Origin of the sequence: Nonomuraea sp. NPDC005650 (assembly GCF_040605375.1) — a bacterium.
In the GTDB taxonomy this organism is placed as follows: Bacteria; Actinomycetota; Actinomycetes; order Streptosporangiales; family Streptosporangiaceae; genus Nonomuraea.
This window is the reverse complement of the sequence record NZ_JBEXCR010000084.1, coordinates 1-22,912: the sequence shown is the minus strand read 5'-3', so window position 1 is coordinate 22,912 and position 22,912 is coordinate 1. Positions and strand designations below refer to the sequence as shown.

Here is a 22,912-nt window from a genome sequence, read left to right as displayed (position 1 = left end):
GGTGGCGCTGCGTGACGGACCTCTCGTAAAGAGGAGTTGCGAAAATACGCAATTACGTAGAGCATGGGTGTTGTATGCCGACGGCGGTGTGGAAGGTGGTCAGGTTGAGTGGGGCGTTCGCTGCTGCGGTCCGAGAGCGGGCGCGGTTGGCCTGGGCGGCGTTGCAGGCAGCCCACCGAGACCATGATCCAGACCTGGCCATCGTGGCCGAAGCGGAATGGGAGGATGTGTCGCGCGTGGCCCGCGCTCACGGGGTCGACCTGGCGCACGATGCCTCGACCGGCTTGGACAGCGGCGCGGGCGAGGACGAGCCGGGTGAACCGGAGCAGGGAGTGCGACCGTGATGTCGGTGCCGCTGTACGAGGCGAAGGCGGAGTTGTTTCGGCTGTTGGGCCATCCCGTGCGGATCCGGGTGCTGGAGCTGCTGCAGGACGGGCCGATGCCGGTGCGGGATCTGCTGGCCGCGATCGAGGTGGAGCCGACCGGGCTGTCGCAGCATCTGTCGGTGCTGCGTCGTTCGGAGCTGGTGACCGCCCGCCGGGAGGGCTCGACGGTGATGTACGCCCTGTCGGGCGGGGACGTGGCCGAGCTGCTGCGCGCGGCACGCCAACTGCTGACCGCCAAACTCTCGGGCCAGCGAGAGCTGCTGAGCGAGCTGCTGCAGACCGAGACCGGCGGCGACTGAAGGAGACGGCGACAGCAGTGAAGGACTCCGTCGGCGCCTACCGTGAACAGGCTCGGGCCGGCACCTGCGCGGCGCTCATGTCCGCGCGGATGACAGGCGGCCAGGCGAACTCGCGCTCAGGCCCTCACCGCGCGCCGACGTTCGTGGAAGCCGATTGAGCGATGCCCGTTCCGCTGTGTAAGGCCAAGGCCGACTTCTTGCGCACGCTCGGCCATCCCCTGCGCGTCCAGGTGCTGGAGCTGCTGCAGGACGGGCCGCTGTCCGTGCGCGACATGCTCGCCGTGATCGAGGTGGACTCGTCAAGCCTGTCGCAGCAGCTGGCCGTGCTCCGCAGGGCGGGGATCGTCACGGCGACTCGCGAGGGTGCCACCGTCGTCTACGCGCTGAGCAGCGCTGATGTGGCCGGGCTGCTGGAGGCTGTCCGGCGGATCCTCACCGACGTGATCGCCGGACGGAGCCAGCTCCTGGACCAGCTGCGCGATGCCGGCGCCGCGCACCCTCGACCGGGGTGAGCCCGGTCGGAGGGCCGGCGTCGGAGCAGCGGACAGGGAGTCGTCATGGCGAGTTTGTGGCGGAAGATCAGGAAAACGGGACGGGTGGCCGAGCCCGCCCCGGAGCGCGAAGAAAAGGGGAACAAGGCCCCGGAGCTGGGCGGGTCGGTGCAGATCCGGCACGTGGACGCGGGCTCGTGCAACGGTTGCGAGGTGGAGATCGCCTCAGCGTTCGGCCCGGTGTACGACGCGGAACGATATGGGGCGCGGCTGGTGGCCTCCCCGCGGCACGCCGACGCGCTCGTGGTCACCGGGCCGGTGACACGCAACATGCGGGTGGCGCTGCGCCGCACGTACGAGGCGGTGCCCGAGCCGCGCCTGGTGGTCGCGCTGGGTGACTGCGCCCGTGATTGCGGGGTGTTCGCGGGCGCCTACGGGGTGACCGGCGCGGTCGCGGACGTGGTCCCGGTGGATGTCGAGGTGCCGGGCTGCCCGCCCAGACCGGAGGCGATCGTCGAGGCGTTGCGCGGGTTGACCGGCCGATGACGGGTTTTCTGTTCGTCGCGGCGCTGGCCGTGTGCGCGGTGACCGGCGTGGGCGCGCTCGTCGTACCGCCCCGGCTGCGCTCTGTCGTGGCCGGATGGGGCACGGCGGGCGGTGGCGCGCTGGGCGTGGCCGCAGGGGCGTCGACGCTGGCCGGAGGCCGCTGGGCGGCCTGGCTGCCGCAGGTGCTGCCGCTGGCGGGGGTGCGGTTGTCGCTGGATCCCCTGGGCGGGGTGTTCGTGGCGGTGACCGGCGGCGTGGCGGTGTGCGCGGGGATCTACGCGGTCGGCTACGCCCGCGAGCTCGGCCGGGTGGCGCAGGGTGTGCTGCCGCTGTTCGTGGCCTCGATGCTGCTGGTCCCCGCGGCGGCGAGCGTGAGCACGCTGCTGCTGGGCTGGGAGTTGATGGCGCTGACCTCGCTGCTGCTGGTGCTGGCCGAGCACGCGCATCGTGCCGAGGTCGCCAGGGCCGGGCTGTGGTACGCGGTGATGACCCATCTGGGGTTCGTGGCGATCCTGTCCGGGCTGGCGTTCTTCGCGGCGGGCGCGGGCGGTGAGGCGTTCGAGGAGTTGCGGGCCGCGACGCTGTCCCCCGCGGCCAGGAACGTCGTCTTCGTGGCGACGCTGGCCGGGTTCGCCTCCAAGGCGGGCATCGTGCCGCTGCACGTGTGGCTGCCCCGGGCGCACCCGGAAGCGCCCAGCCACGTCTCAGCGCTGATGAGCGCGGCGATGGTGAACCTGGGCGTGTACGGCATCGCCCGGGTCGGCCTGGACCTGCTGGGCGGCGGGCCGCAGTGGTGGTGGCTGCTCGTGCTCGGGGTGGGAGCGGCCTCGGCGCTGTTCGGCATCCTGCAGGCGGCGGTCAGCACGGATCTCAAGCGGCTGCTCGGCTACTCCACCACCGAGAACATGGGCCTGGTCCTGGTGGGTGTGGGCGCGGCCGGGTTCTTCGGGCGGGGCTCGCCGCTGGCCGCGCTGGCGCTGACGGCGGCCATGCTGCATGTGGTCAACCACGCCGGGTTCAAGACGCTGCTGTTCCTGTCGGCGGGTTCGGTGCTGCGTGCCACCGGCACGCGGGATCTCGACGCGCTCGGCGGGCTGCGCGGGCGCATGCCGTACACGACCGTGCTGTTCGCGATCGGCGCGCTGTGCGCCTCGGCGCTGCCGCCCGGCAACGGTTTCGTCAGCGAGTGGCTGCTGCTGCAGAGCCTGGTCCACGCGCTGCCCACGGCGGGGGTGGCGGGCGCGGTCACGATGCCGCTGGCCGTGGGGGTGATCGCGCTGTCGGCGGGGCTGGCGGTGGCCACCTTCGTCAAAGCGTTCGGCGTGGGGTTCCTGGCGCGGCCGCGTGGCCGCGGAGCCGAGGCGGCGACGGAGAGCCCGCCGTCGATGCTGGCCGGGATGACGGTGGCGGCCGCCTGCTGCGCGCTGTCGGCACTCGCGCCCGCCGCGGTGCTGCCCGGGCTGAGCGCGATCCTGCCGGGCGTGCCCGCGGTGTCCGGGCAGGTCACCTTGCGGCTGAACGGGGTGCTCGGCGCGATCTCTCCGCTGCTGATCGCCGCCTCGCTGGTGCTGGCTGTCGCCGCGCTGCTGGCCGTGCTCCGGCTGGTGGCGACGCGGCGGGTACGGCGGGCCGCGCGGTTGTGGGATTGCGGGGCGGGCCCGATGTCGGCCCGGATGGAGTACACGGCGACCTCGTTCGCCGAGCCGCTGCAAAGGGTGTTCGACGACGTGCTGGCGCCCGAGAGCGATGTGGACGTGACGCCGGTCAGGGAGTCGGCCTACCTGGTGGAGCGGGTGCGTTTCCAGGCCCGCATCCCCGACAGGATCGAACACCGCCTGTACGGGCCGGTGCTGACCGGGCTGAAGGTGGTCGGGCGGTCGGCGCGCGGGCTGGCCGGCGGCAGCGTGCACCGCTACCTGGCCTACGGCTTCTACGCGCTGACGGGCGCGCTGATCGTGCTGGCGGTGATCCGATGACCGCGATCGTGCAGGTGATCCTGGTCGTGGCCGGCGCGCCGCTCCTGGTGGGGATGATGCGGCAGGTGCGCGCCCGGCTGGAGGGCCGAGCCGGGGCCGGTGTGCTGCAGCCGTGGCGGGACCTGCGCAAACTGATGCGTAAACAGCCGATCACCCCGGACGGCACCGGCTGGGTGTTCCGGATGGCACCGCTCGTGCTCGCCGCCACGGCGCTGGTGGCGGCGGCCGCGGTGCCGCTGGTCAGCACGGACTCGATGGCGGGCGTCTCGGACCTGTTCGCTGTGGTGGCGCTGCTCGCGCTGGGGTCGGTGGCGCTGGCGCTGGGCGGGCTGGACACCGGGACGGCGTTCGGCGGGATGGGCGCCAGCCGCGAGGTGACCGTACTGGCGCTGGTCGAGCCGACCATTCTGGTGTCGGTGTTCGCATTGTCGGTGCGGGCGCAATCCACCGATCTGGGGGCGATCGTCGGCTACACCACCGAGCAGCCGCTCGCGGTGGTCTCGCCGGTCAGCCTGCTCGCCGCGGCCGCGCTGGCGATCGTCACCATCGCCGAGACCGGGCGCATCCCGGTGGACAACCCCGCCACCCATCTCGAGCTGACCATGATCCACGAGGCGATGATCCTGGAGTACGCCGGGCCGGACCTGGCGCTCATCGAGTGGGCCTCGGCGGCCCGGATGTCGGTCCTGCTCGGGCTGCTGGCCAGCCTGTTCGCCCCGTGGGGCATCGCCACGGCGGGAGCCGGAATCGTGGCCGTGCTGGTGGCCGTGGTCGCGTTGGTGGTCAAGGTCGCCGTGCTGGGGGCGCTGCTCGCGGCGGGCGAGGTGTTCATGGCCAAGCTCCGGCTTTTCCGCATTCCCGAACTGCTGGCCGGATCGTTCCTGATGGCCCTGCTGGCGGTCGCCGCCTCCTTCTTCCTGGCGTGAGGTGCCCTTGTACGTGCAAGCTCTCAACCTGGCCTGCGGGGCGTTCCTGCTGGCCGGGGTGCTGGTGCTGTGGCGGCGCGACCTGGCCGCCATCGTGTGGCTGTTCGCCCTGCAGGGACTGGCCCTGGCGGCGATGGTCGTCGTGCTCGGCTCCGAGCAGGGCTCGCTGGAGCTGGTGCTGGTCGGCCTCGGCGTCGGCGCGCTGCGCGCGGGGCTGCTGCCGTACCTGATGCGCCGGGCGCTGGCTTCCAGCGGGGAGGCGCGCGAGACCCAGCCACTGGTCAACGTGGCCACCTCGCTGCTGACGGTGGCCGTACTGGCCATGCTGGCCTACGCCGTCGCCCAGCCGCTGATACGGCTGGCGCCCAGCCCCGCCACCCAGGCGGTGCCGGTCGCGCTGACCGTGCTGCTGGTCGGCTTCTTCGTGCTGGTGACCCGGCGCCGGGCGCTGTCACAGGTGGTGGGGTTCCTGCTGATGGACAACGCCATCACCGCCACCGCCTTCCTCACCACCAGCGGGGTCCCGCTCGTGGTCGAGCTCGGGGTGTCGCTGGACGTGCTGCTGGCCGTACTGGTGCTGCAGGTGCTGACCATACGGATGCGGGCGGCCTTCGGCGGGACCGATCTGGACGAGTTGCGGGAGCTGCGCGACTGATGGTGAGCCTTCCTGTGCTGCTGCCCGCGCTGGCGGGCTGCCTGTATGCGCTCTTCGGCTGGAACAGGGCGACCGCGTACCTGGGCGCGCTGGCCGCCGCCGGAGTGCTGGCCTGCGCGGTCGCCCTGGCCGGGGCCGGGACCGGTGGCGCGCTGTGGGGGTTGCTGCGGGCGGATGCGCTCAGTGCGTTCATGCTGGTCGTGATCGGCGCCGTGGCGTTGGCGGCGATGCTGGCCAGCCCCGCCTACCTGGCCGCGGAAGTGGCCGCCGGGCACACCGGGCCACGCGCGCTGCGCCGCTACGGCGTCCTCACCCAGGCCTTCGTGGCGGCGATGGCGCTGGCGGTGCTGGCCGCCAACCTCGGCGTCATGTGGGTGGCGATCGAGGCCACCACGATCCTGACCGCCTTCCTCGTCGGGTTCCGCAACACCAAGAACGCCACCGAAGCGGCCTGGAAATACGTGGTGATCTGCTCGGTCGGCATCGCGCTCGCCCTGCTGGGCGTCGTCCTGGTCAACTACGCGGGCGTGCAGTCCGCGCTCGGACTGGACTGGGCCGTTCTGGCGCGGCAGGCCGCCGACCTCGATCCGGGCGTCATGCGGATCGCCGCCGTCCTGGTCGTGCTCGGGTTCGGCACCAAGGCGGGGCTCGCGCCGATGCACGCCTGGCTGCCCGACGCGCACAGCCAGGCGCCCGCTCCGGTCTCCGCGCTGATGTCCGGGGTGCTGCTGTCGGTGGCCTTCTACGCGATCCTGCGCGTCAAGGTGATCACCGACGCCGTGCTGGGCGACACCACGATGCGGGTGCTGCTGGTGGCGGCCGCGCTGGCCTCGCTCGCCGTGGCCGCCGCGCTGCTGCTCGCCCAGCGCGACTACAAGCGGCTGCTGGCCTACTCCAGCATCGAGCACATGGGACTGCTCGCCCTGGGAGCCGCGATCGGCACCAGACTTGCCCTGGCCGCCGTCTTGTTGCACATCCTGGGCCACGGGCTCGGCAAGTCGGCGCTGTTCCTGTCCGCCGGCCACCTTCACCAGGCCCTCGGCAGCAGCCGGATCGACGCCGCGCGTGGCCTCCTCCTGCGCTCGCCCCTGCTCGCCGGTGCCTTCGCGCTGGGGCTGCTGGCGCTGCTGGGCATGCCGCCGTTCAGCCTGTTCGCCAGCGAACTCGGCATCGTCCGCGCCGGATTCGCCGCAGGTCTCGGCTGGGCGATCGTCCTGGCCCTGCTGCTCATGCTGGTCATCGTCGCCGCGATCGGCCGGCACGGGCGGCGCATGCTGCTCGGCACGCAGGCCGCCGCTCTGCCCACTCCCCCGTCCGTTGCCCTGCCCGCGACCACCGCCCTGGCGGTGATCGCGGCGCTGCTCGGCTGCGCGCTCCTGGGGATCACCACAAGCCCGCTGGGCGAGCTGCTCCACGGCGCCGCCACCATCGCCGGAGCCTCCCGATGACGAACCGCACCATCGTCGACATCAGCCCCGGCGAGCTGGCCTGCGCCGCCGAGGCGTTGCTCGCCCAGGACCACCGGCTCGCCCTGGTGTCGGCCCAGCAGGAGGCGCACGGCTTCGGCATCGCCTACCTTTTCCTCGCGCCGAACCCCGACCGGCGTACCGAACTGCGCCTGCACCTGCCGCCCGGCGACCCGGCAGTCCCCAGCATCGCCGCCCTGTCCTTCCCCAGCGGCCGCTTCGAACGCGAGATGCACGACCTGTACGGCATCACCCCGCTCGACCACCCGCTGCCGCGGCGCCTGGTGCGCCACCACCACTGGCCACGCGGCTGGTATCCGATGCGCTCGGACGCCGGTCCGCCGCCGTCCTTCGGCGATGCGGAAGGCCCGTACCCCTTCGTCACCGTCGAGGGGCCCGGCGTGTACGAGATCCCCGTCGGCCCCGTGCACGCCGGGCTCATCGAGCCCGGCCACTTCCGCTTCTCCGTGGTGGGCGAGACGATCCTCAAGCTCAAGGCCCGGCTGTGGTTCGTGCACAAGGGCATCGAAAAGCTCCTCGAGGGCCGAAGCCCCGCCGACGGGCTGCCGCTGGCCGAACGCGTCAGCGGCGACACCAGCGTCGGCCACGCCCTCGCCTATTGCCTGGCGATCGAAGAAGCCACCGGCACCGACGTACCGGCGCAGGCGCAGCGCGGACGAGCGGTGCTCCTGGAACTGGAGCGCCTCTACAACCACGTCACCGATCTGGGCGCGTTGTGCAACGACGTCGCCCACGCCATCCTGCACGCCCAGACCGGACGCATCCGCGAACAGCTCCTGCGCATCAACGACGAGGTCACCGGGCACCGGCTGATGCACGGCGGCATCACCCTCGGCGGGGTCGCGCTGCGCGCCCTGCCCGACCCCGCGCGTCTGGCCGGCATCGCCGCCGACGTCGCCGAGATCACCGAGCTCGCCCTCGGCCACACCGTCGTGGCCGACCGCTTCACCGGCACCGCCGTCCTGCCCGCACAAGCCGCCCGCGACCTGGGCACGCTCGGGTACGTCGCCCGGGCCAGCGGCCTGCCCGTCGACGCGCGCCGCGATCACCCCTTCACCGACCTCGGCCCCTTCCCCATCGCCGTGCGCACCAGCGGGGACGTGCTGGCCCGCTTCAACGTCCGCGCCGACGAGATCGCCACCTCCGTCGAACTCCTCACCCGCCTGGTCGGCGACCTGGCCCCCGGCACGCCACCCCGGCCGTTGTCGAGCGGCTGCTCGTCCGGGACCGGCATCGTCGAGGGCTGGCGCGGGACCATCACGCATCGCGTCCAGTTGGCGGCCGACGGCACCCTGGCCCGCGTGAAGATCGTCGATCCGTCCTTCTTCAACTGGCCGGCGCTGCCCGTCGCCCTCAGCGGGGCGATCGTGCCGGACTTCCCCCTTGTCAACAAGAGCTTCAACCTCTCCTACGCGGGCAACGACCTGTGACCCGTCACCCCATTCAGCGGTGGACCGGCAGCACGAGCCTCTCGTGCGCCTTGTAGGCCGTAGGGCGTGTCACCCATGGCGTGATGGTCGGGCCATGAAGCATTTCGGCTTGGCGCGGTAAGTACAGGTAACCGCATACGCCGAGAAAGGCCGACATGCATGACAATCCCCTGCGAAGTCGTCGAGCTCGATGACGCGGCCCTCATCGAGAGGTCGCTGAACGAGCCGGAGGTCTTCGCCGTTCTGTTCGACCGGCATGCGCCTCAGCTGCACCGCTACGTGACCAGGCGCCTGGGCCCCAGCGAGGCCGAGGACGTCGTCGCCGACACCTTTCTGGCCGCCTTCCAGCGTCGGAGCGACTACGACGGGGGCCGCTCCGACGCCCGCCCGTGGCTGTACGGCATCGCCTCCAATCTGATCGGCAAGCGACGGCGCGCCGAGACGAACCTCTACCGCGCCTACATCCGCAGCGGCGTGCACCCGGCGGAGATACCGGGTGGCCAGGTCGAGAACGAGATCAACACCCTGGCCGTCAACCGGCCGCTGGCGCGGGCACTGCTGAAGCTCACCCGGGCCGATCGCGATGTGCTGCTGCTCATCGCCTGGGCCGAACTGAGCTACCGGGAGGTCGCCGACGCGCTCGCCATCCCCCTGGGCACCGTCGCCTCGCGGCTCAATCGGGCCCGTCTCCAGATCCGTCAGACCCTGGAACAAGGAGAACACGCAAAATGACCGAGGACGCACTCAAGTCCATGTGGGAAAACATCCCGCCGGCCACCCCGGAGGATCTCGCCGGGGCTCGACGGCGGCTACTCGACGGGATGCACGCCCGGCGCCGCGTCGTCACGCGGCCCCGGCTGCTGGTCGCCGCGGGCATCGCGGCGGCCGCCGCCGTCACTCCCCTGATCGTCGGCACCGGAACCTCCGCGTACGCGGTGTCCAAGGGCCCCGACGGCACGCTCACGGTGACCCTCAACGAACTGCGCGATCCCGAGGGCCTGGAGGCCGAGCTGGGCAAGGCCGGTGTCAAGGCCGACGTGACGTTCCTGGCGCCGGGTACGCGATGCGCGGTCCCCAGATTCGTCGGCGCGGACGACACTTACGGCGGGCCGCCCGTCGACGGCCCGGACGAGTTGCGTGAGCAGGTGAGCAAGGCGCGTTCGTTCAAGGCCATCCGGTCGAGCTCGGGGACGTTCCAGATCTTCCCGGAGTACATCAAGCCGCACGAAACACTCGTGCTGGAGTTCAGCGACGGCGAGAACGCGCAAGTGCTCTGGCGGCTCGGCTCCTGGCTGGCCAAGGCCGGCTCGCCCGTGAAGCCGTGCACCCCCGTCGCCCGCACCAACTGAGGTCCCGTTCCACGCGCTCCGCCTTCGTCAGCTCATCTTCGAACCGCCGGCGCCCGACTTGCTTGCCGGTCAGAGAGCTCAACCGCCACATATCAATACGCCCTGGGTGCGGGTGTAGGTGGCGGGCATCCTGGGCCGCGGTTCACGATCAGGATCCTTGCCCTTTCCGCCGACCCCGGTCCACTGCCTGCCGGGGCCGGGCCTGCAGGCTGAGCGGCCCGAACCCGTCCATGCAGAAGATCATGGTAGGTTCGCCAGGTTCGGGGACGACCTCGCCATCAGCCGAGCCCTGGAACCGTGCGGAGATCTCGGGTGGGCGGGGCGCCGGAAGCTGGTGTTCGCGCCGCCGGTCGGTGCGCGACGGTGCAACGTCAACCTTCGGTGGCACAGAGCATCAGTTTCGACAGCGCCCGGGGACTGAGTCACTGAGAAGGTGCCTCTCGACCTCAAGAGCATGTTGTTGAATGTGCAGCCTCACTCACCACCCCGGCTCTCTTTCAGAGAGCGGTGCGGAAGCCGCCGTTGCTGAAGAGGTGTTGGCCGTTGATCCACTGGCCCTGCGGAGAGCAGAGGAAGGCGACGAGCTTGGCCGGCTCCTCGGGGCCGGCGAGGCGCCCTGCGGGGGTCTGCTTGCTCCCGGCAATACGGATTTCGTCCGTCATCCACCCGGTGTCGATGGGGCCGGGATTGATGATGTTGGCGCGGACGCCAAGATGGGCGAACTCGTGGGCGGCGGCGAGGGTGATGCGGTCCAGGGCGCCTTTGCTGGCGCCGTAGGGGAGGTTGCCGACGACGTGGTCGCTGGTGAAGGCGATGATGCGCCCGGGGTCGGCGTCGTTGGTCGTCCCTTGAAAGCGCCGCCCGAACTCGCGGATGAGCAGCCAGGGGGCCCGGGCGTTGACGGCGAAGTGTCGGTCGAAGCTGTCCACGGTCGTGGTCAGGAGGTTCAGGTCGCGCTGTTCGCAGTGGCACATCACCAGAGCCCTGACGGGTCCGAGGTCCCTCTCAACGGAGTCGAAGATGGCCGCTGGGGTGCTCGGGTCTGCGAGGTCTGCTTCCACAGCGGTGTGCCGGGCGCCCAGGCCACCCAAGTCGTGACCGAGCGAGGCGGGCGCATCGGGCTCGGGCTCCCAGGGCTTCTCCTCGTCGTAGGGGCGCCAGTACGTGAACGCGATGTCCCAGCCGGTCTCGGCGAGGCTTCGGGCCACGGCGGCGCCGATGTTGGCGGTGCGTCCGCCCGCACCGGTGACGAGAGCGACGGGTCGGGAACTGGAGGGCGTCGTGTGCGGCATGGTGGGATCATGGTTCACTCCGGCTGTCGCCTCAACTGCTTTTCAGCCCGGGGATCGGAGGGGATTTGCCGACAGTAATAAGACCACTGGATCGCCGGCCACCAGCACACCTTCGGGAACGTCACTCCAGCCGGGCCGCGGCCTCCAGTGACTCGGGCGAACGGAGGAAGCGCAGGTCCTCCATGACCAGGGCGACATCGGTGGCGCCGCCGCGGCGCAGGGCCGGGGCCAGCGCGTCCAGGTCGGGCCAGCGGGACGGGCGGAGGTGGACGCGGTAGCCGTCTCCGGCGGGCTCCAGGGTGAGGGCTTCGCCGATGGCGAGCCGGCTCTCCGGGAGGTGGGCCGCGCTCGCTCCGGCGGCTCGTTCCAGGGCGGTGACCGAGGTGACCCCGGTGGCGATGGGCAGGGTCGTGTCCGGGCCGGTGACGTGTTCGTGCAGGTCACGCAGGCGGGCGGCGGCGCTCGAACGGGCGGGGTAGTCCTTGGGCAGGCGGTCGGCCAGAAGCCTCGCAGCGCGGGCGACGTGACCCAGCGGCGGTACGGACGGACGCTCGCCGAGCAGGGCGATCAGCGCCGCCAGGGCGTCCTCGGCGCCGGAGGCGAGGGTGACCCACTGCTCGGTGGTGAGCGGGGTGAGCCTCGGGTGGCGTTCCGTCCAGTACGCGACCGCCCGGTCCAGGTCGGGGCCCGTACGCCAGAGGTCGGCGGGGTCGTCGGGCATGAGCAGCTCGACGACTTCGACGGCCTCGTCGGTGGTGGTGAGCGCCTCCAGGGAGAGCGCGGCGACGCGCAGTTCGAGCTCGGTCAGGCCGAGTTCGCGAGCGCGGGCGGCGTCGCCCTTGTGGAAGGCGGCGACGCGGCCCCGCGCCCAGCCGTCCGGCCAGGAGAGCGTGCGGGCCGAGGTGGACAGCAGGATCAGGCACTGGGCCGGTGACAGGCCGGTGGCCTCGGCGAACGCCCGTACGGTCGCCTCCCGGTCCACGGGCGGCGGGCCGTTCTCGACGATCAGGTCGAGCGCCCGCCGGAGCCGGCCCGGGTCGCCCCAGCCCCGGCAGGTCCGCAGCTCGACGACGCGGTTGCGGGTGAACAGCAGCGGGTCGGGGCCGTCCGGGGTGTGAAGGAGCGCCGTGACCGCGTACCCGTGCCCCACCTGCTCGTGGTCGGCGACGGCGGCGGCCATGATGGGGCCGCGGCCCGAGCGGATCTGCCCGAGGTCGTACTCCGGGCGCAGCCGGGCGACGTGCCAGGTGCCGTCGGTACGGAGGAGTTCGGGGACGGCGGCCAGTTCCAGAAGTTGCGCGCGCCGGACGCCGTCGCCCCACGCGGCCTCCAGGACGGCGGCGCCGAGGCGGCCCAGCGTGTTCTCGATCCCCTTGACGGCGGGGGCGTCGAAGATCGCGATCTTCTTGTCGTACGGCACGTCGAGGGCGGCAGGGGTGAAGTGGACGATCCTCTCGTACGCGGACTTAGGCCCCGGATCGTCCGGCTCTGGGGACTTCTCGGACGGGACGGCGGGTGCCGCGGAGGCGGGCGCCGGGCGCAGGTGCGGCGGCGGGGTCAGCGCCAGGCGTTCCAGCAGGGCGAACGCGCGCTCGCGGCATTCGACGGCCGTCCATACCAGGAACGTGACGCCCTTCCACAGCGACTCGTCGGTGATCTCCGGCAGGAGCGGGCGGAGCCGTCCCGCCAGCTCGTCGCGGGCGGCGGCCTTCTCCGCGTACCCGCTCTCGGGGTCCAGCACCCGCATGAGGTCGGCGGCGAGCGCGGCGTCCGCGACGTCGATCAGGGCCTGCGCCTTCTTCTCGTCGACGGCGCGCAGCGCCCTGGATCCTCCGGGGTCGCGCGGCCGCATCGCCGACCACCGGCCGGGCGGCGCGACCAGGCGGGTCCCGGATGCGTAGCGGTGGTGCTCGACCGTGCTGATGTTCTCGGCGCCGTCGTGCTCGGGCACCCTGCCCCAGCCGCGGACGTAGCGGCCGATGGTCCGCCCGGCCGGGTCCCGCAGCTCGATGATCCGGCCCTGGCCGCGCCACACGGTGGCCTCGGCGCCACCGGGGAAGGCAACCCGTTCGCCGTCGGCCGGTACGACGCGGCGGGCGGCGGGGTGCGCGCTGCCGTGCGGGCAGTGCGGGCCGCCGTGGTCCAGTACGGTCACCCGGCCGTTCACGGCGATCAGACAGCGGTTGTAGAGGTCGCGCGCTTCGGTCCGTTCGTGGGACCGGCTGGAGATGTCCTCGTACGTGCCGAAGCCGTGGGACGGGCCGGCTCCGCCCGGTGTGACGACGGAGGCGCGGAACTGGTGCTCCCAGAGCCGGCCGGACTCGATCAGGAGCAGGTCGGTGCCGCTCTCTTCCAGGTAGTCGGTGATGGTGTTGACGTGGCCGGGGACGAAGGCGGGCAGCTCCAGTTCGTCGAGGACGCCGCCGCTCAGCGTGGTGGCGAGGGCGCGGGCCGGGTCCGTCCCGGTCGCGATCGTCCGGACGCTGTCCAGGAGAGGGCCGGGGACTCCGGCGATGGTGAACCGTTCGGCGTCGCACAGGGCGGCGTGCGCGTCCGGAAGCCCTTGATCTGTGACCCGCTCGGCGTGCTCGGCCAGGATGGCGGCGACGATCCGCGCCGTTCCCGGTGTCGCGGTCAGGGCCCGTACGGTCTCGGGGTCGGTCTGCTTCGGGACGGCGGGCTCGGTGACGTTGAGCTGGTTGGTCACGTTGCCCACGATCGCGTCGCGCAGCAGCGGAGCCCAGTCGGGGTCGGCGGCGACGGCGGCCAGGTCGGTGCCCGCTCCGGAGGCGAGCCGGTCGTACAGCTTGAACGTGTGCAGCAGCCGGGGCCGCGCGAGCGGGACGCCGCGGTCCAGGAGGAGATCGAGGAGCGGGAGGTCGGCGGCGCTCTCCTCCCAGTGGTTGACCTCGTCCTCGTCCACTCCCAGGACCGCCTCGTGGTCGTCGCAGGTGAGGCCCTGCGCGCGCAGCCGCGTACCGGCGTCGTGCAGGAGGTCGCCGAGACCGGCGACGGGGAGTGCGAGCCCCGCGTACAGCTTCAGGAATCGGCCGAGCCAGTCCTTCACCGCCGGCCCGGGGGATGTGGTGAACGGGGCGGTCAGGCCCGCGTCCGCGAGGTTGCCGAGGAGGAGCGACACTGCCGCGCTCTTCGCCTTGGGGGTCTCCTTGGCGGGCAGCGGCAGGATGCCGAGCAGCGCGCGGCCGATGCCCGCGTCCGCCCGTGCCATCGGGCCGAGCAACGGAAGGACGAACTTCCAGAGGGCCTGCGGTGCCGAGTCCATGCAGCCGCTCTGCAGCAGGGCCCGTACGGCGCGTTCGTCCTCGGGCCCGCCGAGCGCGTGCCCGGCGGCCTTCGCCAGCGCCGCCCAGCCGTCGGCCAGGGCCAGCGCGCCGTCCGCGCCGTCCGGGACTTCCTCGCACCACTCGGTGAGCAGGCCGCGGTGCCAGCGGTACGCGCCGGGGGCGGGATGGCGGGCGGCGAGCCGCTTGCCGTGCTTTTTGAGCGTGGCCGTTCCGGCGGCGTCCGGTCCCGCGGCGAGGTGCGCCGCGACGAGCGCGGCCTCGTCGACCGGCAGCGCGTGCGCGTCCTCGGCGGCGCGGGCCTTGTCGAAGAAGGCGGCGGCGAAGCGGGCGCTGCCCGCGGCGGCCAGGATCCGCGCGCACTCCTCGTAGAACGGCGGCAGCAGCTCGGGCGCGTGCGTCTCCAGGTCCTCGCCGGTACGGGTGAGCGCCGTGCGCGCGAGGCCGGGCTTGCGGGCGGCCAGGTCGTGGGCGGCCCGCAGGTCGGTGTGCGCGGCCAGGATGCGGGCGCGGCGCGCCGGGTAGCGGTGCAGGGCGGAGGCGAGGAAGCCGAGCGGGCCCGCGTGCACGGTGCCGACGCCGGTCTCCGCCACCGGGTCCAGGTCGTACAGCGACTTCTCGGCCTTGTCGCCGTCGACGGCCGCGCGCCGGACGAGTTCGACGACCGGCTCGTCCAGGACGGAGTGCTCGTAGCGGACGGCGACGCACGTGTCCTCGCCGGAGCCGCCGGGCGTGCCGGGCAGGACCGCCCCGGCGCGCAGCAGCACGTCGCGCGTCGGGCCGGTGCTGCCGGAGGGCACCACGGTGCCGGGCTCGCCTTGATGGGCGTCGCAGTAGTGGGAGTACGCCTCGGCCGCCTCCACCACCGGCTCCGTCCCGTCCACGGTGCGGTCCGCGTACAGAGCCATGAGAATGCGGACGCCCTCGGACCAGGCGATGTCGCCGATCTCCCGGCCGCCCGCGGCGAAGCTCAGCCACGCCAGGTAGGCCGGGCTCATCGGCCCGCTCCAGTCCAGGTCGATCTCGACGCCGAGCGGCTCGGGCGCGTGCACGGTGAACCGCGCCCTGTCCCCCTTGATGCGCCCGCCCAGCTCGTGCACGCGGCGCTCGAACGCGCCGCCGCTCTCGTACCAGGCGTCCAGGTATCCGAAGGTGTCGACCACGCCGAACGTACGGTCCATGCTCGCGGGACGCGTCCACACCTCGCGGCGTACCTGCTCGACAACCTGCGGGAGGTTCCGTCCCCGCCAGACGGGCAGTTCGTCGCCGAGCAGCAGCGGGTGCGGGATCGCGAAGGCGTCCGCGCCCGTCCACGCGCCCTCGCGCAGGAGCGCGCAGCGGCCGAGGTCGGGCGCGCCATTGACGATCGGGGCGATGACCAGGTCGGTGAGCGTCTCGCGCCACACCGGGTCGTCCCACACGGCCGCGAACACCGCGGCCGGGACGGGCAGCGACCGCACCATCCAGGACTCGACCCGGTCGCGCACCGCCCGCGCGTGCTCGCCGAGCCGGTCGCAGAGGGCGGTGAGCCGTACCGCGGCCGGATCCTTCCTGACGTTGGCGGGCACCTTGGCCGGCACGTGGCCCGCGGCCGTCCGGCAGGCGAGCACCGGCCGCCGCGTCCCCTCGACGGTGAGCTCGTGGCCCGTCGCGATCCTGATCCATCCCATGGCACGCCATTCTTGATCATCCCTACGACATTCGGCGGGAAACGGACGTCCCGGCGAAATCCTCGGCCCGGGACCGCCTACTTGATCGCGCCCGGCTTCGGCGAGCAGGGTGTACAGCTTGGGACGCAGGTCGAAGTCCTCGGCAGTCCGTGCACCGCACCTGCTGATCGCCTCGAACAGGACCCGGTCGAGCGGCACGTCCGTGCTCGGCCGTCTGCGGCAGATCGCGTGGAGCACCTTGGTGACGTTGTCGGCGGTCGGTTATCCCCATCCCCCTTACCGCCGTTGTACGTCCCGGAAGGCGCCGGGGGTGGTGGAGGTGTGGCGGTTGAAGAACTTTCCGAAGTTGGCGGGGTCGGTGAAGCCGAGACGGCGGCCGATGTCGGCGACGGGGGCGTCGGTGTAGGCGAGGAGTCGCTGGGCTTCCAGGATGACGCGAGCGTCGATGAGGTGTTTGGCGGGGTGACCGGTGGCGGCGACACAGCTGCGGGTGAGGGTTTTGACGGTGTAGCCGAGGCGCGCGGCGTAGTGCTCGGCGGAGCGGGTGCTGGCGAAGGAACGTTCGAGTTCGGCCTGGAAGCGGGCGAAGAGGTCGGTGACGGCGGTGCCCCCTCGGTGGACGTCGCCGGTGGGCAGCCTGTCGATGCGCAGGAGCAGGACGGCCAGCAGGTGGCGGAGCAGGGCGACGGGCATCGCGTCGGCGGGTGCGGCGCGCTCGGTGGCGATCTGGTCGATCGTGGTGGAGATGGCTGCGAGGTCGGGTTCGGCCAGGTCCCATCGGGGGGTGGCGAGCCTGCCGGTGAGCCCCGTGACTCCGGGATCAGGCGGGAAATCGGCGGTGAACAGCACCACCTTGCCGTCGATGCTGCCCGGCAGGTGGAAGCGGTGGGCCTGGCCCGGCCGTATCCACAGCAGAGTGCTCGGGTGGCAGTGGTGGGAGACGAAGTCGATCTCGTGACTCCCTTCGCCCGCAGTGATCAGGATGAGGATGTGGAAGTCGGCCCGGTGCGGCGAGGCCAGGCTCCGGGCGGGGACCCGGCCGGCGATATCGGCCAGGGACACCACCTCGATCCCCACCGGGCGTGCGTCGGCTGGACGGTAGCCGACCTCGGGGATCTCAACTTGTCGCCGAGTGACCATCACATATCCCTTATTCACCAGCCTGGCCTTTGTTCTCATCATCGCAGGCGGACAGCGATGGGCGAGAAAGACCATTCCGTCGGCAGCGAAGGAATCAGGGGCCGACCGAGTCGGCTGACAGATGGGAATGGATGATGAACGCCAAGGACACGGTTCTGCAGGCCACCGGTGAGCTGTTCGGGAAGAAGGACCCCTCGGCCGTCGACCGGTGGGTCGGCCCCGGCTACCGCCAGCACAGCTCGCTGGCCGCCGACGGCCGCGAGGCGCTGCGCGACCTGGTCGCCTCCCTCGGCGACGGCTTCGGTTACGAGGACGCCCGGGTCATCGCCGACGGCGACCTGGTCGCCCTGCACGGCATCTACCACGGCTTCGGCCCCGCCCCGCTCGTCGCCTTCGACCTGTTCCGGGTCGAGAACGGCGAACTGGCCGAGCACTGGGACGCCCTCACCCCGCTGGTCACGACGACGGTCAGCGGCCGCACCCAGACCGACGGCCCGGCCCAGCCGACCGACCTGGACCGGACCGAGGCCAATCGCGCCCTGGTGTCGGGGTTCGCGGAGAAGGTGCTGAAGGGCGCCGACTACTCGGTTCTCGCCGACTACATCTCGACCGAGACCTACCACCAGCACAACCCCGAGGCCGGCGACGGCCTGGACGGGTTCGGCGCCGCCGCGTCGAAGTGGGCCGAGCAGGGCAAGAACCTCGTCTACACGACCATCCACAAGGTCATCGCCGAGGGCGACCTCGTCCTGCTGCAGTCCGAGGGGGAGTTCGGCGTCCCGGTCGCCTACTGGGACCTGTTCCGCGTCGCCGACGGCAAGATCGTCGAACACTGGGACGTCGTCGCCCCGATCCCCGACAGCCTCCCCCACGGCAACGGCCTGTTCTGACCATAGGGCGGGGCGATGAGCGCGCTCAGTTACGCCGGACAGACCTTCATCTTCCGCGTCGACAACGGAGTGGTCTTCCGCAACACCTACACCGCCGACGGCACCGGCCTGCACTACGAAACCATCGAGGGCCCGGCCAAGGGCGCGCAGGAGACCGTCGAGTTGCATGCCGCAGAGGTCGCGCCGGGCAGCTTCATCCTCGGCTGGGTGGAGCGATCCGGCATGACGATCACCCATGTCATGAATCTCAACACCCACACCGTCCACGCCTTCTGGACCTACGACACCGGCCAGGGGCGCACGGGCGAGCTCCACACCGGGATCCTGTCGCCCGCCTGACCGCGTGGACGCGCCGCCGTGCCGGCCCGGGCTCTGCCGGGTGCCTGCGGGCGGCGCGTCCCGCCGACGCTCCGTGTCCAGTCCCGGATCTGCTCACCCGATCATGTGGTGGGGAACGGCCAGATCATCCCTGCCGCCGCGTAGTCCGCCCGGCTACAGGCGGGCCGGAGAGAGCGAGCGCCTCTCGCAACCTGAACTCCACGATCGCCTGCTCGGCGGTGGTCGCCATGAGTGGACTGCCGCTACCGAGCAGCGAGCGTGGAACAAGACGCCGCGGCTGACCGAACTGAACAGCCGCGATCCACCGGTGCCGAGTCCGTGCGAGCCCACCACCAGTAGGTCCGCCCGCTCGGACGCCTCGGCCAGTGCGTCCACGGGCTGCGCGGATCGAACGTCCTCAATGGCCGTCACCTCGACATACTCCTCGCGGAATGCTTCCAGCCGATCGTGAACGACCTGACGCTGCTCCGCGCGGGCCTCGTCCGTGTCGTAGGCGGCCTCCGGCGCGAAGGCATGCACAGCCCTCAGCCTGGCACCGCGCAGTCTGGCCTGTTCGAAGGCGTAGGCCAGCGCAGGCTCGCACACCTGCGAGCTGTTCACCCCGACAACGATCTCCTCGTACACCGGCCTCGGCTCGTCGCTCACCACGACCACCGGGCAGCGGGCCCGACCAGCCAGGTCAACGCTGACCGAGCCGGGCAGCAGGCCGTTGAACCCGCCCAGCCCACGCCTGCCGACCACGATCTCGATCGCGTCCTCGGCCAGTTCGCGCAACGCCGCGGCGGCGGCGCCCTCAGCCTCCTGCGTCGTGACCTCCACCGCGGGGCAGCACCGCTGGACAAGGGTTTCCGATTCGCGCAGGATCCCTTGCCCTCTACGACGCAATGTGTCGGCCAGGTCGGGCTCGCCGATCTGGCATGTGGAGGGGTCCACGGCATGCACGATCCGGAGGGGCAGGCGCATCCGGAAGGCGTCCCCGGCTGCCCACTTCACTGCGGCTCGCGAGGTCGCTGAGCCGTCCACCCCCACAATGATCATGGTGTGTTCTCCCTCGCTCACACCCCTATCGGACCCGCTCGCACTTTCTGATTGCAGAGTCGGAAGTCAGTCCGGCCAGGGCCGAAGGCCACGTGCTCACGGTCACCGTGCCGGAGCCTGAGAAGGACCAAAGGGCCGGATGTCAGGACCTTTGCCTCACCCCTGCGGCCGGGACGCTTCCCAAACTGAAAGGGACAGAGACGCATCATCGCCAATGACTGCTCGAACTCAGGAGGTGCGCCATGATCATAGTCGGGGTCGATGGATCCCAGGCAAGCCTCGAGGCCGTCAGCTGGGCGGCGAGAGAGGCCACACTGCGCGACGTGCCGCTCATCGTGGCCCACGCCATGCCCCGATGGATCTGCGAGACCACAGGCGGTCGCCTTGCCGCGGTGGCCGCGTGGATGCGCGAGGGCTGCGAGACCGTACTCGCTGCTGGCCGGTCGCGGGCGGTCCACGAGCAGCCGACGGCCGAGGTGAACACCCTCGTACTGCCAGGGGATCCGCGCCCTGCCTTGACAGAGGTGTCGCAGGACGCCGAACTCCTGGTGATCGGCAGTCATGGGCTTGGCGGCGTACGTGGCATGCTGATCGGCTCGGTGGCCTACGGCGTCGCCGGCCATGCCGCGTGTGACGTCGTCGTGGTACGCGCTTTGCCGTCGCTCCCGCGCGGCGAGGTCGTGGTGGGCGTCGATGGCTCGCCCAGACCCCATGCGGTGCTGACCTTCGCATTCGCCGAGGCGGAGCTGCGAAAGGCGCGGTTGCGTGCCGTACACGCATGGGCCTGGCCGCGACTGGGCGGTTTCGAACCCGCGGACGATGAGAGCGAGCAGGACGAACTGCTCGGGCTCAAGGAGACGCTCGCCGGTCATCATGAACGCTACCCGGACGTCGAGATGATCGAGGAAAACGTGCACGGGCATCCTGCCGAGGTTCTGCGTCAGGCGGCGATGGGAGCTGACCTGCTCGTGGTCGGGTCACACGGGTACGGAACGCTCACCGGAATGGTCCTCGGATCGGTGAGTCACGCGCTCCTGCATCATTCGCCATGTCCGCTGGTCGTGGTTCGGGGCAGAGACGGCGGTCGGCGATGATCAGTCAAAACGTCCGGGGCTCCCCCGCCCCGGCCTGAGGTAACTGGCCCGCACACCCTTTCAGGAACTTTCCTCCGGAGGTGGGACAGGCCGCGGCGGACGGCGACGTAGCCGAGGACCGACAGTGCGCTGACGATCAGCAGGTCGTCCAGGGCCGGCGGTTCGGTGCCGAGCAGCAGCATCGGATTGGCCGGCGCGCCTGGCGCCCGGCGTCGGCGCAGGTCAGATCGGGCCGAACGGGCCGGAGGTAAGGGTCTTTTGACCCTGAGAGGATCAGCCCACGGGGAGGGACAATGGAGGTTGCCCGCGAGGCGGGCGAGGGAGTCGCTCGCTCCGCGGGTCTGACCGGTTTGTGTCCTGAGACCCTCATGAGGAGCCCGGATGGAGCTCGTCGAGGAAACCTCCCATCGATTCCGCATCGACAGGCACGGGGCCATGCGAGTGCCCGGAATCGTGTTCGCCTCCCGCGCACTGCTGCCTGAGGACGAGGCCCTCCAGCAGGTGATCAACGTGGCCGCCCTGCCGGGGATCGTCGACGCCTCGTACGGGATGCCCGATCTTCACTGGGGGTACGGCTTCCCGATCGGCGGCGTGGCGGCGACCGACGTGGCGGCGGGTGGTGTCGTCTCGCCTGGTGGGGTCGGGTTCGACATCTCCTGTGGGGTGCGGTTGCTGGCCGCGGACGTGGACGGTGGAGGGCTGCGCCGCGACCGGCTGATGGATCTCCTCGACGTCACGATCCCACGGGGCCCGAGCAGGGACGCGGTCTGGCATTCGCCCGGCCGTGCCCGGCTCGAGAACATCCTGTACGGCGGCGCCCGCTACGCCGTCGAGCAGGGCCACGGCGTCGCCCGCGATCTGGAGCGCTGCGAGGACCGCGGAGCGGTCGGCGACGCCGACGCCTCTCACGTGAGCACGCGGGCCATGGAACGCGGCCAGGGCCAGGTGGGCAGCCTGGGCTCGGGCAACCACTTCCTGGAAGTTCAGGCGGTCGACCAGGTCTACGACGAGAAGGCGGCGGCCGCCTTCGGGCTGCGTGCCGGCCAGGTGTGCGTGATGATCCACTGCGGATCGCGCGGGCTCGGACACCAGATATGCACCGATCACGTCCGCGCGATGGAGGCGGCCATGCCCCGCTATGGCATCGAGGTTCCGGATCGGCAGCTCGCCTGCGCGCCGGTCGGCTCCCCAGAGGGCCGGGCGTACCTGGGGGCGATGGCCGCCGCCGCCAACTATGGCCGGGCCAACCGCCAGCTGCTCGGCCAGGCGGTGAGGCGCGCGTTCGCCGAGGTCACGGGTGCGGAGCTGGAGTTGGTGTACGACGTCTCGCACAATCTCGCCAAGATCGAGAAGCACGACGGCAGGCTGCTGTGCGTGCACCGCAAGGGCGCCACCCTCGCCCTGCCGCCCGGCCATCCGGATCTGCCCGCCGACCTGGCGGCCGTCGGGCAGCCGGTGCTGATTCCCGGGACGATGGGCACGGCGTCGTACGTGCTGGTCGGCGTCCCCGGCGGCCAGGCGTTCCATTCCACCTGCCACGGCGCGGGCCGCACTCAGAGCCGCCACCGGGCGGCGCGCTCCATCGGCGGCCGCGAACTGCGTGACCGGCTGGAGGCCCGCGGCATCGCCGTACGCGGCTCCACCTGGCGCGGCCTGGCCGAGGAGAGCCCTGCCGCGTACAAGGACGTCGACGAGGTGGTGACCGCCGCCGAGCGCGCGGGACTGTGCCACAAGGTGGCGCGGCTGGTGCCGCTGGGCGTGGTCAAGGGGTGAGAGATGATCCGCGGGCATCGTAGGCTGCCGCACACGGCCGACACCCGCATCCAGGCCTGGGCGCCGACGGTCATGGAGTGCATCGCCGAGGCGGTCCTCGCCATGAGCGACAGCTTCCTGGACACGGCAGGCGGGGTCGCGTGCGCCGAGCAGCGCGTGCGCCTCGCGCCGGGCCGCCCGGAAGACCGGCTCGTCGCCGCGCTGGACGAGGTGATCTACCGGATGGACACCACCGGCCAGGTTCCCATCGGCGCCGCTCCGCAAGAGGACGGGCTGCTGCTGGCGACGGCGGGGGCCGAGACGATGTCGCAGACCGGGGCCGTCCCCAAGGCGGTCACCCTGCACCGGCTGGCTTTCGAACAGCGCGGGGACCACTGGATGTGCACGGTCACCCTTGACGTGTGACCGCCGGCCGACGCTCGGGTCCTGAGTCGGCATGCCGAATGTGGGAAGAGCGTCCCTTGAGGGGAGAGGATCGACGGAGGTGCATGATGAAGGCTGTCGTCGGAGACAAGCTGGTCATCGAGGGCCGTCACGAGAGTGATCCGCGCCGGATCGGCGTCATCACCGAGGTGGAGCACACGGACGGCTCGCCGCCCTACATGGTGCACTGGTTCGACTCAGAACACGACACCCTGGTGTTCCCAGGGCCCGATGCGAGGATCGAGCACGTGAACGCATGAGGCGTCCTAGAGAGATTCTTTACATCTTCCGGCGGTACGCCTGCCCATGCTCGGACCAGCACGGGTAGGGGCAGGTGAGAGCGCTCCGTACCCTGTTCGGGAGGCGAGCGATGGATATAGGCGAGACCGGAGTGAAAGCCCGGGAC

Annotated in this window: 20 protein-coding genes; 16 read left to right on the top strand and 4 right to left on the bottom strand. The window is 71.5% G+C overall.

Annotation, left to right across the window (positions count from 1 at the left end):
- Window positions 1–343 precede the first annotated feature (343 nt).
- The 10 genes from ABZS69_RS64525 (at window position 344) to ABZS69_RS64480 (ending at window position 9,545) form a co-directional block, all read left to right on the top strand.
- A complete protein-coding gene (locus ABZS69_RS64525) occupies window positions 344–685 on the top strand; it encodes a metalloregulator ArsR/SmtB family transcription factor (RefSeq protein WP_355394245.1) in 342 nt (113 codons plus the stop codon).
- A 161-nt stretch (window positions 686–846) separates the two neighbouring features.
- Window positions 847–1,197, top strand: coding sequence for a metalloregulator ArsR/SmtB family transcription factor (locus ABZS69_RS64520; RefSeq protein WP_355394242.1), 351 nt, complete (start codon window positions 847–849; stop codon window positions 1,195–1,197).
- Window positions 1,198–1,242: 45 nt separating this feature from the next.
- Entirely contained in the window at window positions 1,243–1,722 is a 480-nt protein-coding gene (gene nuoB, locus ABZS69_RS64515) for an NADH-quinone oxidoreductase subunit NuoB (RefSeq protein ID WP_355394239.1), read from the top strand.
- Window positions 1,719–3,698, top strand: a complete 1,980-nt coding sequence (locus ABZS69_RS64510) for a proton-conducting transporter membrane subunit (RefSeq protein WP_355394236.1) — start codon at window positions 1,719–1,721, stop codon at window positions 3,696–3,698. Before nuoB ends, ABZS69_RS64510 begins: the two co-directional genes overlap by 4 nt.
- Window positions 3,695–4,624: an NADH-quinone oxidoreductase subunit H gene (locus ABZS69_RS64505; RefSeq protein ID WP_355394233.1), complete on the top strand. Its 930-nt coding sequence runs from the start codon at window positions 3,695–3,697 to the stop codon at window positions 4,622–4,624. The genes ABZS69_RS64510 and ABZS69_RS64505 overlap by 4 nt, the downstream gene beginning before the upstream one ends.
- Window positions 4,625–4,637: 13 nt before the next feature.
- Window positions 4,638–5,279, top strand: a complete 642-nt coding sequence (locus tag ABZS69_RS64500) for a hypothetical protein (RefSeq protein ID WP_355394230.1) — start codon at window positions 4,638–4,640, stop codon at window positions 5,277–5,279.
- Complete coding sequence (locus ABZS69_RS64495; protein WP_355394227.1) at window positions 5,279–6,727, top strand: proton-conducting transporter membrane subunit; 1,449 nt, start codon at window positions 5,279–5,281, stop codon at window positions 6,725–6,727. The genes ABZS69_RS64500 and ABZS69_RS64495 overlap by 1 nt, the downstream gene beginning before the upstream one ends.
- A complete protein-coding gene (locus tag ABZS69_RS64490; RefSeq protein ID WP_355394224.1) occupies window positions 6,724–8,196 on the top strand; it encodes an NADH-quinone oxidoreductase subunit C in 1,473 nt (490 codons plus the stop codon). The genes ABZS69_RS64495 and ABZS69_RS64490 overlap by 4 nt, the downstream gene beginning before the upstream one ends.
- Window positions 8,197–8,355: 159 nt before the next feature.
- On the top strand, window positions 8,356–8,928 hold the full coding sequence (locus tag ABZS69_RS64485) for an RNA polymerase sigma factor (protein ID WP_355394221.1): 573 nt from the start codon (window positions 8,356–8,358) through the stop codon (window positions 8,926–8,928).
- Window positions 8,925–9,545 carry a hypothetical protein gene (locus tag ABZS69_RS64480; RefSeq protein WP_355394218.1) on the top strand — a complete coding sequence of 207 codons (621 nt, stop codon included), beginning with the start codon at window positions 8,925–8,927 and terminating at the stop codon, window positions 9,543–9,545. Before ABZS69_RS64485 ends, ABZS69_RS64480 begins: the two co-directional genes overlap by 4 nt.
- Before the next feature lie 497 nt (window positions 9,546–10,042).
- On the opposite strand, the gene ABZS69_RS64475 is transcribed toward ABZS69_RS64480, so the two are convergent.
- From ABZS69_RS64475 to ABZS69_RS64465, 3 genes are all read right to left on the bottom strand, one after another.
- Window positions 10,043–10,837: an SDR family oxidoreductase gene (locus tag ABZS69_RS64475; protein ID WP_355394215.1), complete on the bottom strand. Its 795-nt coding sequence runs from the start codon at window positions 10,835–10,837 to the stop codon at window positions 10,043–10,045.
- Between the two features lie 121 nt (window positions 10,838–10,958).
- Window positions 10,959–15,809 (bottom strand): DUF4132 domain-containing protein, encoded by a 4,851-nt coding sequence (locus tag ABZS69_RS64470; RefSeq protein ID WP_355394212.1) that lies wholly within the window; start codon window positions 15,807–15,809, stop codon window positions 10,959–10,961.
- Window positions 15,810–16,085: 276 nt separating this feature from the next.
- The gene (locus tag ABZS69_RS64465; protein ID WP_355394209.1) at window positions 16,086–16,949 is read right to left on the bottom strand and encodes a helix-turn-helix transcriptional regulator; all 864 of its coding nucleotides are present in this window, start codon (window positions 16,947–16,949) and stop codon (window positions 16,086–16,088) included.
- A 131-nt stretch (window positions 16,950–17,080) separates the two neighbouring features.
- On the opposite strand from ABZS69_RS64465, the gene ABZS69_RS64460 reads away from it, so the two are divergent.
- On the top strand, window positions 17,081–17,839 hold the full coding sequence (locus tag ABZS69_RS64460; protein WP_355394206.1) for a nuclear transport factor 2 family protein: 759 nt from the start codon (window positions 17,081–17,083) through the stop codon (window positions 17,837–17,839).
- Window positions 17,840–17,854: 15 nt separating this feature from the next.
- Entirely contained in the window at window positions 17,855–18,178 is a 324-nt protein-coding gene (locus tag ABZS69_RS64455; protein WP_355394203.1) for a hypothetical protein, read from the top strand.
- A 153-nt stretch (window positions 18,179–18,331) separates the two neighbouring features.
- Here ABZS69_RS64455 and ABZS69_RS64450 read toward each other — a convergent pair whose 3' ends face one another.
- Window positions 18,332–19,216, bottom strand: a complete 885-nt coding sequence (locus tag ABZS69_RS64450) for a universal stress protein (protein WP_355394200.1) — start codon at window positions 19,214–19,216, stop codon at window positions 18,332–18,334.
- 242 nt (window positions 19,217–19,458) lie between these two features.
- Between ABZS69_RS64450 and ABZS69_RS64445 the strand changes: the two genes are divergently transcribed.
- The 4 genes from ABZS69_RS64445 to ABZS69_RS64430 all read left to right on the top strand — a co-directional run bounded on the left by ABZS69_RS64445 (window position 19,459) and on the right by ABZS69_RS64430 (window position 22,766).
- Window positions 19,459–20,310 (top strand): universal stress protein, encoded by an 852-nt coding sequence (locus tag ABZS69_RS64445; protein ID WP_355394197.1) that lies wholly within the window; start codon window positions 19,459–19,461, stop codon window positions 20,308–20,310.
- 381 nt (window positions 20,311–20,691) lie between these two features.
- Window positions 20,692–22,083 carry an RtcB family protein gene (locus ABZS69_RS64440; protein ID WP_355394194.1) on the top strand — a complete coding sequence of 464 codons (1,392 nt, stop codon included), beginning with the start codon at window positions 20,692–20,694 and terminating at the stop codon, window positions 22,081–22,083.
- 3 nt (window positions 22,084–22,086) lie between these two features.
- Window positions 22,087–22,488 (top strand): archease, encoded by a 402-nt coding sequence (locus ABZS69_RS64435; protein WP_355394192.1) that lies wholly within the window; start codon window positions 22,087–22,089, stop codon window positions 22,486–22,488.
- Between the two features lie 83 nt (window positions 22,489–22,571).
- Window positions 22,572–22,766: a DUF1918 domain-containing protein gene (locus tag ABZS69_RS64430; RefSeq protein ID WP_355394189.1), complete on the top strand. Its 195-nt coding sequence runs from the start codon at window positions 22,572–22,574 to the stop codon at window positions 22,764–22,766.
- Window positions 22,767–22,912: the final 146 nt, after the last annotated feature.

Coding starts and splice junctions, on each gene's coding strand:
- ABZS69_RS64520 (WP_355394242.1), top strand. CDS start 847: ATGCCCGTTCCGCTGTGTAAGGCCAAGGCCGACTTCTTGCGCACGCTC.
- ABZS69_RS64455 (WP_355394203.1), top strand. CDS start 17,855: ATGAGCGCGCTCAGTTACGCCGGACAGACCTTCATCTTCCGCGTCGAC.
- ABZS69_RS64470 (WP_355394212.1), bottom strand. CDS start 15,809: ATGGGATGGATCAGGATCGCGACGGGCCACGAGCTCACCGTCGAGGGG.
- ABZS69_RS64505 (WP_355394233.1), top strand. CDS start 3,695: ATGACCGCGATCGTGCAGGTGATCCTGGTCGTGGCCGGCGCGCCGCTC.
- ABZS69_RS64445 (WP_355394197.1), top strand. CDS start 19,459: ATGATCATAGTCGGGGTCGATGGATCCCAGGCAAGCCTCGAGGCCGTC.
- ABZS69_RS64475 (WP_355394215.1), bottom strand. CDS start 10,837: ATGCCGCACACGACGCCCTCCAGTTCCCGACCCGTCGCTCTCGTCACC.
- nuoB (WP_355394239.1), top strand. CDS start 1,243: ATGGCGAGTTTGTGGCGGAAGATCAGGAAAACGGGACGGGTGGCCGAG.
- ABZS69_RS64450 (WP_355394200.1), bottom strand. CDS start 19,216: ATGATCATTGTGGGGGTGGACGGCTCAGCGACCTCGCGAGCCGCAGTG.
- ABZS69_RS64440 (WP_355394194.1), top strand. CDS start 20,692: ATGGAGCTCGTCGAGGAAACCTCCCATCGATTCCGCATCGACAGGCAC.
- ABZS69_RS64485 (WP_355394221.1), top strand. CDS start 8,356: ATGACAATCCCCTGCGAAGTCGTCGAGCTCGATGACGCGGCCCTCATC.
- ABZS69_RS64435 (WP_355394192.1), top strand. CDS start 22,087: ATGATCCGCGGGCATCGTAGGCTGCCGCACACGGCCGACACCCGCATC.
- ABZS69_RS64510 (WP_355394236.1), top strand. CDS start 1,719: ATGACGGGTTTTCTGTTCGTCGCGGCGCTGGCCGTGTGCGCGGTGACC.
- ABZS69_RS64430 (WP_355394189.1), top strand. CDS start 22,572: ATGATGAAGGCTGTCGTCGGAGACAAGCTGGTCATCGAGGGCCGTCAC.
- ABZS69_RS64495 (WP_355394227.1), top strand. CDS start 5,279: ATGGTGAGCCTTCCTGTGCTGCTGCCCGCGCTGGCGGGCTGCCTGTAT.
- ABZS69_RS64490 (WP_355394224.1), top strand. CDS start 6,724: ATGACGAACCGCACCATCGTCGACATCAGCCCCGGCGAGCTGGCCTGC.
- ABZS69_RS64460 (WP_355394206.1), top strand. CDS start 17,081: ATGATGAACGCCAAGGACACGGTTCTGCAGGCCACCGGTGAGCTGTTC.
- ABZS69_RS64525 (WP_355394245.1), top strand. CDS start 344: ATGTCGGTGCCGCTGTACGAGGCGAAGGCGGAGTTGTTTCGGCTGTTG.
- ABZS69_RS64465 (WP_355394209.1), bottom strand. CDS start 16,949: ATGGTCACTCGGCGACAAGTTGAGATCCCCGAGGTCGGCTACCGTCCA.
- ABZS69_RS64480 (WP_355394218.1), top strand. CDS start 8,925: ATGACCGAGGACGCACTCAAGTCCATGTGGGAAAACATCCCGCCGGCC.